Here is a 14,031-nt window from a genome sequence, read left to right on the forward strand (position 1 = left end):
CGTTGCTTGGCCAAATCTGTAGAGATTGGAGCTTGGAAACGGAATGGATGCCCGGATCAAGTCCGGGCATGACGGATCGAAGGTAGCCGTTCAACCTAGCTCCGCGGCTTGGCATTCTCCGGATCGTAGAGCGGCGCGTAGCCGACACCGGCTACTTCCACAGCATAGGTTTCAGAGAAATACTCCACCTGCAACTTTCGGCCGACTTCGCAGAAGTCCTGTGGCAGATAGGCAAGCGCAATGTTCTTGCCGATGGTCGGACCATAGGCCACCGAGGTGGTGTAGGAGATACGGCCAAGCGCGTCGACCAGTGTCTGGCCGGTCGCCGGATCCTGCACCGGCATGGCGCCAACCGGGAACCGTTCGACACCTGAAGCGTCGGCGTTTTCCAGCATCACCAGTGTGCACAGCATCGCTGGCTGCTTGTCGCGCGCCCGGTATTCCAAATGCTTCGCCTTGCCGCGGAAGTCTGCTTCCTTGACCTTCGGACGAGCCAGGTCCGCCTCATAGAGGTTGTACTGGGTCAGAAGATCAGCGTTCTGCAAACGCAGGGATTTTTCCATGCGGCGGGAGTTGGCGTAGGTTTCAACACCAACGGCCATGATCCCTTCGGCCCGCAGCGCATCCCAGACAGCCAAGCCGTCTTCGTACTTCATATGAAGCTCCCAGCCCTGCTCACCGACATAGGACAGACGAAGCGCGGAGACCTTCTTGCCGGCAATCTCGATATTTCGGATGCCTGCGAACGGGAAGTTTTCCGGATCAAGTGCTGCCGGATCGCTAACAACCTTTTTCAGGTTTTCTCGGGCATTCGGCCCCCAGATACCGATGGTGGTGAACTCTTCGCTCACATCAGTGACGGTGACATCAAAACCTTTGTCTTCGGCCATGCGTTTCACATAGTGATAATCGCGCGGGCCTGCATCAGCGCCATCGACGATGCGGCAGCGGTCTTCCATGCGGAAGATGGTCAGGTCAGCGCGCACATTGCCTTCATCATCCAGGAAGTGGGTGTAGATGCCCTTGCCGATGTTGTTGTCGCCACCGATTTTGGCCGCACACAGCCATTCCAGCAGTGCAACGTGATCCGGGCCCTCAACGTCGAACATATAAAAGTGCGACAGGTTGATGATGCCGCAGTCCTCGGACAGCGCCAGCTGTTCGGCATTGGAAACACGCCAGAAGTGGCGGTTGTCCCACTCGTTTTTGCGCTCAGGAACCTTGTTGCCGTATTTTTCCAAAAGGTGTTCGTTGGCCGCGTAGCCATGCGCCCGCTCCCAGCCGCCAAGCTCCATGAAGTAGCCGCCGAGTTCCACTTCCCGCTCATAGAATGGAGAGCGTTTCACGCCGCGGCTGGAAACATAAGGTTCACGCGGGTGGATCGCCGGGAAATAGATCTTCTGCGCAGCTTCATAGCAGCGGTCTTCGATGTATTTCTCGGTCATCTGGTGGGCGTAGAAGCGGGAGTAATCAATCGGCGCATGGTCGATTTCGGTCCGGCCATCAGTGATCCAGTCAGCGATCAGCTTGCCGTAGCCAGGACCGTCCTTGACCCAGATGGCAACGCAGTACCAGAGGCCGCGCACCTTCTGGCTTTCGCCGCAGGACGGGCCGCCGGCGGCAGACACCTGCAGAAGACCGTTGAAGGAATGGCTTTCGTTGTAGCCGAGTTCCGCGAGGACCGGTGTCAGTTCCATCGCCTTTTCAAGTGGCTCGATGACCTGTTCCATTTCCAGGTCACGCTGAGACGGTGATAGGCGGGCCTCTTCCTTGGACTGCAAGTCACGTGGATGGCACATGCGCGGTTCATTCGGCTCGTAGTAGCCCCATTCAATCTGGCCACCTTCTGTGGTTTTGGGGTCGCCCGTGTCGCGCATATAGGCGGAATTGCCCTGATCGCGTAGGAGCGGATAGCCGATGTCTTTGCCGGTGCCTTCAAATTCGTTGTACGGACCAAAGAACGTCAGCGGGTGATCGACTGGCATCACTGGCAGGTCTTCACCGACCATTTCTGCGATCTGGCGGCCCCAGAGACCTGCACACACGACAACATGGTCAGCCATGATCGTGCCGCGGTGGGTGACGACACCCTTGATCTTGCCGTCTTCCACCACCAGCGAGGTTGCCGGTGTGTTGGCGAAGGATTTCAGTTTGCCGGTTTTCTCTGCTTCATCGACCAGCTTGCCGCAAACAGTTTGGGATCTCGGAATGACAAGGCCAGCGTCCGGATCGAACATGCCGCCCTGCACCTGATCTTCTTCGATAAGCGGGAAGAGTTCCTTGATCTCTTTCGGATCTACCAGGCGCACATTGGTGCCGAACGCCTTGCCGGAGGTTACCTTGCGCTTGATTTCTTCCATCCAGGCATCGTCACCGGTGCGGGCGATTTCAAGGCCGCCGACACGGGCGTAGCAACCCATCTTGTCGAAGAAGTCGATGGAATATTGGGTGGTCCAGACCGACAGGTAGTCGTGGCTGGTGGTGTAGCAGAAGTCGGAAGCATGCGCTGTTGACCCGATATCAGTCGGAATGCCGGATTTGTCGATGCCGACAACATCCGTCCAGCCGCGCTCGATCAGGTGGTGCGCCACCGATGCGCCGACAATGCCGCCCAAACCGACGATGACGACTTGTGCCTTGTCAGGAAATGCTGACATGATTCATTCCTCTTTAGTAGACCGGGGCGCTCAGCCAATTGCTCGCCCCTTTCTGCGTATCCCATCCACGACGGATTTATCTATTCCGACCAATACTGATGGACACCCGACAAGGTGAACCAGCCTCGATCATTTGGCCGCCAGTATTGCGGCAGATCGACTGCCAAAATAGCTCAATTGCGGCATGGCGGCATGTTGCCACGACACCTGGATAGTTTTACCGACGAGACCAAGGCATCGGGCGAGCATCTCGCCGCTCTTCAGACTCTATGCCGGAAATAGAGTAGGTTAAGACGCATCTGCACAAAGGTTGCTGGTCAACCTCTCTAAGACTTGACATAACGACACAAATTTTACTGTTCAGGGAGCCCCACAATGTCAGACGCCGCCGCCAGCACTGGCCGCCGTGGCCGATCAGCACGCCGGGAACGGCGCAAATCCGGTTCAGGTCTCGTAGGCGCGCCCTATATTAGCCGGGGTATTCCAAACTACGAAGTTCTGAGCGATGAAGGCGCCGCCATCATCGAAGCCAATGCAGATCGCATTTTGGCAGAAATTGGCTTGGAATTCCGGGAAGATCCGGACGTCTTGAACATCTGGAAGATCGCCGGTGCTGAAGTTGATGGCGAGCGTGTGCGCTTTCCGAAAGGCATGCTGCGCGAGATCCTGAAAACGGCGCCATCGCAATTCACCCAGCACGCGCGCAATCCAGCCCGCAACGTCGAAATTGGCGGCAACAATCTGGTGTTCGCGCCAGTTTATGGCCCTCCCTTTGTGACCGATCTCGATCAGGGCCGCCGCTACGGCACCATCGAAGACTTCCGCAATTTCGTGAAACTGGCCTACATGTCACCGTGGATGCACCATTCCGGCGGCACGGTCTGTGAACCGGTCGATCTTCCGGTCAACAAGCGCCACTTTGATATGGTCTATTCCCATATCAAATACTCCGACAAGCCATTTATGGGGTCTGTGACTGCTCCTGAGCGTGCCGAAGATTCGGTCCGTATGGCTCAGCTCACGTTCGGCGAAGACTTCGTCGACCAGAACTGTGTGATGATCCAGCTGATCAACGCCAATTCCCCGCTGGTGTTTGACGCAACCATGCTCGGCGCGCTGAAAGTCTACGCCCGCGCCAATCAGGCCTGTATCGTTTCGCCGTTCATTCTGGCCGGCGCGATGAGCCCGGTAACCGTTGCCGGCACGCTGGCCCAGGTTCTGGCGGAAGCATTGGCAGGCTGCGCCCTCACCCAGCTGGTGCGCGCAGGCGCTCCTGTCGTGTTTGGCGCCTTTGTCAGCTCCATCTCCATGCAATCCGGTGCGCCGACCTTCGGCAGCCCGGAAGGCTCTCTGCTGCTCAACGGCGCTGCCAAACTGGCCCGCCGGGCCGGCTTGCCGTTCCGCTCAGGCGGCTCATTTACAGCCTCCAAAGTGCCAGATGCGCAATCAGCGCAGGAAGCAGCTCAGACCATCACGGCAACCGTACAAAGCGGTGTCAATTTCTGCCTGCACTCCGCCGGATGGCTCGAGGGCGGCCTGTGTTCGTCTTACGAGAAATTCATCATGGACGCCGATCAGCTCGGCATGATGCACGTTCTGGCCAAGGGCATTGACGTTAACGACGAAACGCTCGCGATGGACGCACTGGAAGAAGTCGGCCCAGGCGGTCACTTCCTTGGCGCTGCCCACACGCAGCGCAACTTTGAGAGCGCGTTCTACCGCTCGTCTGTTGCTGACAACAATTCGTATGAGCAATGGCTGGCGGACGGTGAATTGGATGCCGCCTGGCGGGCCAACAAGATCTGGAAAGAGCAGCTGGCCGCTTACACAGGCCCAGAGCTTGACCCGGGCATCGACGAGGCCCTGCAAGCCTATATGGCCGAACGCAAGGCATCGTTCCCGGACAGCAACGTCTGACCGGAAAGGAACGACACGATGAAAGGCAGCTGCCTTTGCGGATGTGTCAGCTATGAAGTAACGGGGCCTTTGCGCCCCGTTATTGCTTGTCATTGCATCCAGTGCCGCAAGACTTCCGGACATTTCGTAGCCGCGAGCCAAGCGGCGAAGGGTGATTTACACATCACAGGCAGCGAACATCTCACCTGGTTCCGCTCATCTGAGACCGCAAAACGCGGATTTTGTGCGGTCTGCGGAAGCCAGATGTTCTGGGAGCCAGATGGCAAAGGTGTCGTTTCCATTATGGCCGGGACTTTGGATGGGGCCACTGGCCTGCACATCGACAGCCATATTTATTGCGAGTCAAAGGGCGATTATTACGAGTTGCCGCAATCGGATTTCGGCTAGAGCTCTTTGAATTGACTATTTCGGCTCAATCAGCGGCCAGCAATTTCCCCCACGAATTACAACCAAAACCCACAATCTTGAAATGCAGGTTTGATTGCCGCTGCGCCCTTGGTCTAACGTGCGCGGACTTCCCGTTCATTGGGCGCCCCATTGCGCCCCATTATCTCGATAGGCCGCCATGTCTTCTGAAACCGCGCAAGTTAAAAAGCTCGCTGACGACCTGACCCAATGGTTGACAGAAGACGCGCTTTCCGCCTGGCACGCTGGCGGCATTGCGCCTGATACGGGCGAATGTTTTGAAGTTATCGACTTGGAAACGAAGGCTGGAGTTCCGATAGACCGCCGGGCCAGGGTCGCCCCGCGCCAGATTTATTCCTTTCTGGAAGGGGCCAGGCTCGGCTGGAATGGCCCGGCTGAAGACATCGCCACCCGGCTTTGGGCCTGGTTTAGCGAAACCTACCGCATGGCCGATGGCACTTTTGCCGCCGCAGTTTCAATCGATAACACCCTGACGGATTCCAGGTTTGATCTTTACAATCAAGCTTTTGTTCTGTTTGCCCTCGCCCAGATGGCCGACAAGATCCCGGCCAGTGCCAGCACGGCTGAAACCGAAGCCAAATCACTCTTGGAAACCCTCTACAAAACTTACAAGCATCCCGACATTGGCTTCAGGGAAGATGTCCCGGACCGCATACCTTTACGCGCCAACCCGCATATGCATTTGCTGGAAGCCTGCATGGCCTGGGAAGCTGTCTCGAAGGACCCGGCCTGGTCAAACCTGACTGACGAACTGGCGGAACTCGCGCTGACCCGGTTGATTGATCCGGTGAATGGTGGTCTGCGCGAGTTTTTTGATCTTCACTGGGCCCCATTACCGGGAGATGAGGGGCGCACGATTGAACCGGGCCACCTTTTTGAGTGGGCCTGGCTGCTGGTCCGCTGGGGCACGTCGCGCCGCGATGCGGATGCGCTTGTGGCTGCGCGGCGCCTTTATGACATTGCTTGGACTTACGGGATCGATGAGAGCCGCGGCGCGGCTTTCATGGCCATCAATGACGATTTCAGCGTGCGCGACCCAATCGCCCGCCTCTGGGGGCAAACCGAATGGATCAAAGCTGCCATTGCGCTGGCCGGTATCTCCGCCGGGCCGGAACGGGAGGCCTATGTTGCAGACATCTCTTTGTCCGTCGCAGCCCTCTCGGCCTATTTTGAAGATGTTCCAGCGGGCCTATACCGCGACAAATGGAATGTCGACGGCACCTTTGAAGACGAACCTGCACCCGCCAGTTCGCTCTATCATATCGTGTGCGCCATCTCCGAATTGAACGCCTTTGCCAAGTCGCTGTAACCAGCCAAACCGGTAAATGGCGAAAGCAGAGCATGATGCGACGTTTTCCGCAATTTACAGAACAGCTTGGCGCTCTATAGGTGAGCACCAGACATGAAACAAAAAACCGGTCTTTCGGTTAAGGGAGGCGGAATGCCAGAAGCTCAAATCATCGACGGCAAAGCTATTGCGGAATCTGTTCGCGGCGAAATTACCGAGCGCGCTGCCAAACTCCTGAGCGAAACCGGCAAACGCCCGGGTCTTGCAGTGGTTCTTGTCGGCGAGGATCCAGCCAGCCAGGTTTATGTCCGCAACAAGGACCGCGCTGCGGAAGCTTGTGGTTTCCACTCCGTCAAACACACTTTGCCAGAAGATTCGAGCGAAGAGGCCGTTCTTGCGCTTGTTGATCAACTCAACAACGACGAAGACATTCACGGTATTCTGGTTCAGCTCCCCCTGCCCGGCCATATTGATGAAAGCAAAGTGCTGCGCCTGATCAAGCCGGAAAAAGATGTCGACGGTTTTCACCCGGTCAATGTGGGCCTGCTGACAGCTGGGGAGCGCGACAGCGCATTGGTTCCCTGCACGCCAGCCGGCAGCATGATTCTTTTGAAGCGCACATTGGGTGATACCCTTTCCGGCAAAAACGCCGTCGTTGTCGGCCGCTCCAACATTGTCGGCAAACCGATGGCGGCCCTTCTGCTTGCTGAAAGCTGCACGGTCACCATCGCTCACAGCCGAACGAAAGATTTACCGGACGTCGTCCGCGCTGCCGATATCGTTGTTGCAGCGGTTGGCCGCCCGGAAATGATCAAGGGCGATTGGATTAAGGCAGGCGCGACAGTCATTGACGTTGGTATCAACCGCATTCCAGCCCCGGAAAAAGGCGAAGGCAAGTCCCGCCTGGTTGGTGATGTCGCTTTCAATGAAGCAGCAAGCCATGCAGGCGCGATCACACCTGTGCCCGGTGGCGTCGGCCCGATGACCATCGCAATGCTGATGGTCAACACATTGACAGCTGCCCGCCGCTTGATGGGTCTTCCAGACGACGAGCCGCTGTTTTAAAGCACGTATTCGGGTGCCCGGATCTGCCGCCTTGCATTCAACCCGGGCCCGTGGTCTATCGACGTTGACAGCCTCTTAACCATGACGGCACTAAAATCCGTCATGTAGGGGCTGCAAACGCGGACAAGTCGCCGATTCAAAACGGTATTTTCCGTAATCTTGATTGGCGGCTTTGAACCTGAACAGGCGGCAGTAAGTGAAGGGTCTACCGTCTCAGGGATCGGGTTTTATCCGGTCCAAGCGCTTCAGCGCATCTTACGCAAGCATTTTAGCAAAAAATGCGGCGCGTTTTGCTGTGTCTGCGCGCAGGTTTCTGCCTTTGTTCATCGCTTTACCGCTGTTAGGCCTACCGGTTCCGGTAAATGCCGTTGAAATCTTCGGCTGGAAGTTTTTTGAAAGCGCCAAAGAAGAAGCCGAAGCCGTTCCGGATCCAATCTCTTATCAAGCCGAACTGTCCGTTTCGGACGGTGACGATGGTGAACTGGCATCAGAGCTGACGTCTGCATCCTTGCTGGTCCGTCAGCAGGAAAAGCCCCCGTCTGGAGAAGCCGGTCTGATCGCCCGTGCTCTGTCCGACCGGGAAAGGTTGATTGCCCGCCTTTATGCCGCTGGTCATTATGGCGGAACGGTCGATATCTCACTGAACCGATTGCCTCTGGAATCTGCGCTGGAGCGGGCTGGTTTGCCGGATACGCGGCCGGTGAATGTCCGCATTCTCGTAAACCCGGGCCCCACTTTCACATTTGGCAAAGTCTCGATTGAAAGCCGCAATAGCGAACTTTCGACCGACCCGTCTTTCTGGGGGCTCGCGCCCGGCGACCCAGCCGGTTCCGGAAAGATCTTGAGCGCCGAAAAACGCATTGTTTCGCTTCTGCGCGGCCGCGGCTATCCAAAAGCGAAAATCGCGGAGCGTCGGATTACAGCGGACCACGCAACGAAGACACTGGATGCTACGATTGTTGCCGATGCCGGCCCGAAGGCGCGCTTCGGGGCTGTCACGGTATCGGGAACCGACGTTACCAAACCCGGTTTCGTGGTTCAGCAGGCCATGATCCCGGAAGGTGGCACCTATTCGCCGGAGGATATTGCGAGAGCCCGCAAGCGCTTGAATGATCTTGGTATCTTTTCATCCGTGCGCTTTGTCGAGGGCGAAGTTGCGGGTCCAGACGGCACACTGCCAATCACCATCGAAGTCAGCGAGCGTAAGCGCCATGTAATCGGCGCCGGGGCCTCCTGGTCTAGTTCGGAAGGGTTCAGTGCGGAGGCATACTGGCGCCGGCGCAACCTATTCGGCGGCGGCGAAACCTTGTCTGTCGAAGGCTCAGTTGGCCGCATCGGGTCGGAGAACATTTCAAACCAGGAATACTCTGCTCGGGTGGCCTTTGAAAAACCTGGTGTTTTGGGCCCCTTGACCAGCTTCTCAACCAGCTTTGAAGCCCGGCAGGAAAATCCGGATGCCTATATCAGCCGGACGATGACATATGACGCATATCTGAGCCGCGAGTTCAGCGAAACGACGCGCGGACGGGTTGGTGCAAAAATTCAATATGCCGATGAAGAAGATGCATTTGGCGAAAACCAGTACCTGCTGGTTGGCCTGCCTGCAGATCTGACATTCGACAACCGCGACAACAAGCTCAATCCGTCAGAAGGCATCTTTGCTGCCGTGTTCGGCGAACCGGCCTATGACGCCAAGAACTCTAACGGAATGGGATTCCTGAAGGGCACGGTTTCGACCTACTACGCATTGGATGACGCCAAACGGTTTATCCTTGCAGGCAAGCTCTCTGCTGGATCGATCATCGCACCGTCGGTGTCCGCCGTTCCTGCGAACCGGCGTTTAATTGCCGGCGGCGGTGGCTCCATTCGCGGATATGCCTACCGCAATGTCGGGCCACGTTTGAACGGCGAAGTTGTCGGCGGCCGGTCGCTCGTAGAAATGTCAGGCGAAGTCCGGGTCAAAATCACGGATAAGATCGGCGTTGTCGGCTTTGTCGATGCCGGTAATGCTTACGAAGACACCATTCCCGACTTTTCTGACGGCTTGAAGGTAGGCGTTGGTGCTGGCCTGCGCTATTTTACCCCCATAGGACCGCTTCGCGTCGACGCGGCGGTGCCGTTGGATCCGGAAAAGGATGATCCGGATTTTGCCCTTTATGTCGGACTGAGCCAGGCCTTCTGACGCCAATGCGTTTTTTAAAACTCTCCTTGCGGATTCTGGGACTGCTTGCCGCAGTCGCCGTTGCAGTGCCACTATTTGTGATTGTTTGCCTGCAATTCCCGTCGGGACGGACTTTGCTTTCAAATGTGGCCAGTGACCTTGCCTCGAAACCCGGCCAAACTGTTGAGATTGATGATCTCTATATCGGCTTTGGTCTGGATGCTTCGGCCAAGAGGATTGCGATTGCAGATGGCACTGGCCTGTGGCTGGAAGCAGATACGATCAGTATCTCCTGGTCGCCGTCCCATTTGTTGTCCGGCTCATTGGATCTTGATACCGTCACGCTGAAACGGCTTGATTTCAACCGGTTTCCGCACGCAACAGACGCGGCTGATCCGTCCAGTGAAACCACGAATGCATCCCAATCATCCTTGGGACTGCCGTTCGACATTTCTTTGAATGCGTTGTCCATCGGTGAAATTAATCTCGGCGAACCAGTCCTGGGAGCTCCAATTGCCATGGCGCTCACCGGGTCCGGCACAGCTGCGCTAGAGCCGGCGGTGTTTGCAGCCGAGTTGAGCGTCAAACGGATCGATGGCGTTGACGGATTTTTGACCGCAAGCGCGGAGTTTGCTCCCGAAGACGAAACACTGACCTTCGACATCAAAGCGTCCGAGCCACGCGGGGGAATGGTGGCCCGGCTCATGGATGTACCCAATCTGCCGGCCTTGGGTCTGACACTGACAGGCAGCGGGCCGATTGATGATTGGGCTGCGGATCTGGCCATTTCCCTGGATGGACATCAAACCGTCTCTGGTAACGCGAAACTGAACAAAACTCTTGCCATCCGGAACCTGACCTTTGATTTGGATGGCGATCTAGCCCCGCTCGCTCCGCCGGAAATTCAAGCGTTTTTGCTCGGAACCACCCATGCGACAGGCAGTGCGGATTTTTCTTTGGACTTTGCGCCGTATGAGGGTGCGATTGATCTGAAAACGCAGACCGTCACACTGTCGGGCACGGGGGAAATCAATGAGGATCGGATCTCCGCGAAGGCCGATCTTGCCATCAATGCAGGAAATGACGCGCTGATTGCCGTTGACTTCGACGGACGCCGCGTTGCTTTTGGCCCAGTTAACGCGCAGCTTTCTGCCGATGGCCCTCTGAAGTCCGCCGACTGGACCGCGGAGGCCGGGCTGCAGTCGTTTCGGACAACAGAGGCCCAGGTTGACCGGTTCAAATTGGTGGCCAGTGGCGCTGGAGCGAATTTCACCTCCAATGCTTTGGCGACACCGTTCAAAATCGCTCTGGATGTCCAAGGGATTCAGGGGCAGACACCCCAAACACAGGCGCTGTCCGGCAGGCTTTCGGCCACAGCCAATGGCCACCTCAAGGCCGCTGAGAAGTCTATCAATTTGGTGACGTTGGATGTGAAATCCAATGTGGCCGATATTGGCCTCTCAGACACAGTCCTTTCGCAAGACAAAGCCGCTGGGAACGGGAATGTTTCTGTTTTCGATCTCGCGCTTTTATCCCGATTGGCGGGCCGTGATCTCGCAGGAGCGCTTGCAGCCAACCTCTCGTTTGATGTTAACCCGGCCGCACTCACCGGCACGGCCGAGTTTTCTGCTGCCGGGACCGATATAAAAACTGGCGTGCGCCAAGCAGATGCCCTCTTGCACGGCAAAACCGATGTCACCGGGTCGATCGCGCTCAACGGACCAGATTCGGTTTCAATCCAGGATTTGTCGGTCAAAAACGCCACTCTTAACGCCACAGCGGCCGCCGATTATTCAAATGGTGCGCTGAAATCAGACCTGTCTCTGTCTCTGCTTGAGCTCGCCCGAGCCGATCCCCAGTTGGGGGGCGCCCTTGATTTGAGCGCTAAAACCACCGGACCAGTCGACAAGCTTGAAATCTCGGCGACCGCCCGTTCAAAACAAATTCTTTTGGCCGGCACGCCGCTCGATAATCTGGATCTTAACGTCGACGCGATTGCCGACCGTACAGCGCCGTCTGCGGATATCAAGGGATCAGCCGATCTCAGCGGCCAGACTGTCTCAATTGATGTGGACTTGAAGAGCAAAAACGGTTCTGCCGGCCTTGACCCGCTCGCCATCCGCCTTGCGGGCAACAGTGTGACCGGCGCTCTTACCGTCGCAGATCTGGAAAAGCCGCTGGAGACCTTGAGCGGTGCACTGAAAATCGATGCACCGGACCTTGCTTCGATCTCGCCGCTCGTGCTCACAGATTTAAGCGGCAGCGTTAAGGGAACGCTGACAGCGGATCCGGACAAGACCAAGCTCCTGCTGGATCTGACGGGCGCCGATATTGACATCCCGTCCCTCAGTCTCGGGTCTCTCAGTTTAAAGGCGGATCTGGCCCAGCCATACGATCCCAGAAGCCTTTCCGCCCATCTTCAGCTCACCGATCTCATCACACCGGCAACGCCTGTGCGCAGCGCTGATATCACGGCTCGGCCAACCGGCGAAGGCACTGCTTTAAGTGCGGATGTAAAACTCGAAGAAGGTGCCGAAGATGGACTGTCGCTGTCCGCGCACTTAAGCCAACCTTCGACAGTTAGCTATACGCTGGCCCTCAACCAGCTGGCCCTGACGTACCAAGGCATCAAGAGCCAGCTCAAACAACCCGCGGCGATCCGCTATACAGACGGCACGGCGGAGATTTCGCCGCTGGAGCTGGCGCTTGGCAAAGGGTCTTTGTCGATTTCCGGCACTGTGGGTCAAACACTCGGACTTCAGGCGGCTCTCAATGCGGTCCCCCTCTCGCTTGCCAACGCCTTTGTTCCGGCCCTTGATATCGGAGGCACCCTCTCCGGCTCAGTTTCTGCAACGGGCAGTGCCTCGGTTCCGCAAGCGGATTGGACCTTAACCGGTGCGGGCCTAACCGCTGCGCCGCTTAAAGCAAATGGACTCTCCGCTTTGGGACTATCGTCCACCGGGTCGCTCAAAAACAATCAAATCAGCCAGCAGACCAAACTCACGGATGCCAGCGGCTTGTCGGTCAGCGCAGACGGCAGCATTGGACTCACGTCACCTCAGCCAATTTCGCTCTCTGTCGCGGGAACCATCCCGATGGCAGCCCTGAGACGCCCGCTGTTGGAAGCCGGGATCCGGGCAGATGGCGGTGTCTCCTTGAAAGGCACCGTGGGTGGCGGCGTCCAAGCGCCTGCCTACACTCTCACGGCCGCGCCATCCGGCTTAAAAATCACCAGCTTGTCGACCGGATTGACCGTGCAAAACATCCGGGGCTCTGCTGCAATCACTCAAGACCAGGCCTCTTTGAACGGCATCGCAGGTGATCTGGCAACGGGCGGATCGCTGTCGGCGACCGGAACCGTCGGCATGAAAAATGGGTCTCCTGCCAATCTGTCCTTGGCGCTGGATCGAGCCCGCTACATTGACCCTGGCCTCGTCAATGCCGAAGTCGATGCCAAGATATCCGTGACAGGGCCCCTGGCATCAGCCTCCGCCGCACCGCTGATTGGTGGAACGGTCACCATCAACAAAGCCGATGTTTCCATACCGGAATCGCTCCCTGGTGCGATCGCGCCTGTGGAAGTGCGCCATCTGCATGCGTCAGCCGCAGTCCGCCGGCAGGCCGCCGAATTGGGCGGCGGTAAAAAGCAAAGCGCTACAGAGCAAAAGAGCAATCCCCCCCGCCTCGACGTCCTGGTCTCAGCACCTGGTCGGATTTTTGTTCGTGGCCGGGGTCTCGATGCGGAGCTGGAAGGCAATCTTAAAGTGGTGGGTACCACAGCGGATCCACAAGCCGTCGGTGCGTTTTCGCTGCGCCGAGGGCAATTCGACATCCTGACTCGACGTTTAACCTTCTCGTACGGGCGGGCAACCTTCGAAGGGTCGATGACGCCGGTTCTCGATTTTGCCGCAACCTCAACGGTGAGCGACACCACCATCACGGTGAAAGTCACCGGCGATGCCGACAATCCGGAAATCAGTTTCACATCTTCGCCGGAACTTCCGCAAGATGAAGTCCTTGCCCTGCTGCTCTTCGGCAAACGGGTGGGCAATCTTTCGGCGTCGCAGATCGCCCAGCTTGGTGCTGCGATCGCCACGCTGACCGGTGGCAGTGACAGTGGTCCGCTCGCCCAAATCCGCAAGTCGCTCGGTCTCGATGCCATCGATATCGATACCTCCGGCGAAGACGGGCCTTCGGTTTCCGTCGGCCGCTATATCAACGACAACATCTACCTTGGCGTGGAACAGGGCACCCGCAGCGATTCCAGCCGGGTCAAAGTCGATATCGATCTCGACCGGGGATTGAAGGTTCGCGGCGAAGTCGGCGCAGACGGTTCCTCAAAGGCGGGTATCTTTTTTGAACGTGAATATTAAGGCGGCAATGGATTTTGGAGCCGGTTCTGGTTGTTTTCCGTCAAAACGCGTCAACTGCCACCGGTATTTTTAGCAGTTTTGCGGTAGAAAACCGCCACCCAGCTTTCTTTTTGCGACAATTCGCCTCCGGCCTGTTGCGGTGCA

Annotated in this window: 7 protein-coding genes; 6 read left to right on the top strand and 1 reads right to left on the bottom strand. The window is 57.3% G+C overall.

The genetic code is table 11. The features are described 5' to 3' along the window. Positions 1-95: 95 nt before the first annotated feature. Positions 96-2,657, bottom strand: a complete 2,562-nt coding sequence (locus tag ACOOFE_RS14535; RefSeq protein WP_420410718.1) for a GcvT family protein — start codon at positions 2,655-2,657, stop codon at positions 96-98. 375 nt (positions 2,658-3,032) lie between these two features. Between ACOOFE_RS14535 and ACOOFE_RS14540 the strand changes: the two genes are divergently transcribed. The 6 genes from ACOOFE_RS14540 to ACOOFE_RS14565 all read left to right on the top strand — a co-directional run bounded on the left by ACOOFE_RS14540 (position 3,033) and on the right by ACOOFE_RS14565 (position 13,887). Next, complete coding sequence (locus tag ACOOFE_RS14540; RefSeq protein ID WP_420410719.1) at positions 3,033-4,574, top strand: trimethylamine methyltransferase family protein; 1,542 nt, start codon at positions 3,033-3,035, stop codon at positions 4,572-4,574. An 18-nt stretch (positions 4,575-4,592) separates the two neighbouring features. Then, positions 4,593-4,961 (top strand): GFA family protein, encoded by a 369-nt coding sequence (locus ACOOFE_RS14545; protein WP_420410720.1) that lies wholly within the window; start codon positions 4,593-4,595, stop codon positions 4,959-4,961. 178 nt (positions 4,962-5,139) lie between these two features. Further along, entirely contained in the window at positions 5,140-6,309 is a 1,170-nt protein-coding gene (locus ACOOFE_RS14550; protein WP_420410721.1) for an AGE family epimerase/isomerase, read from the top strand. A 132-nt stretch (positions 6,310-6,441) separates the two neighbouring features. After that, positions 6,442-7,353 (top strand): bifunctional methylenetetrahydrofolate dehydrogenase/methenyltetrahydrofolate cyclohydrolase FolD, encoded by a 912-nt coding sequence (folD, locus tag ACOOFE_RS14555; protein ID WP_420410722.1) that lies wholly within the window; start codon positions 6,442-6,444, stop codon positions 7,351-7,353. A 196-nt stretch (positions 7,354-7,549) separates the two neighbouring features. Then, entirely contained in the window at positions 7,550-9,535 is a 1,986-nt protein-coding gene (locus ACOOFE_RS14560) for an autotransporter assembly complex protein TamA (RefSeq protein WP_420410723.1), read from the top strand. Positions 9,536-9,540: 5 nt separating this feature from the next. After that, positions 9,541-13,887 carry a translocation/assembly module TamB domain-containing protein gene (locus ACOOFE_RS14565; RefSeq protein ID WP_420410724.1) on the top strand — a complete coding sequence of 1,449 codons (4,347 nt, stop codon included), beginning with the start codon at positions 9,541-9,543 and terminating at the stop codon, positions 13,885-13,887. The last annotated feature ends 144 nt before the right edge of the window (positions 13,888-14,031 follow it).

This window comes from Roseibium sp. (genome assembly GCF_965216085.1).
Taxonomy (GTDB): Bacteria; Pseudomonadota; Alphaproteobacteria; order Rhizobiales; family Stappiaceae; genus Roseibium.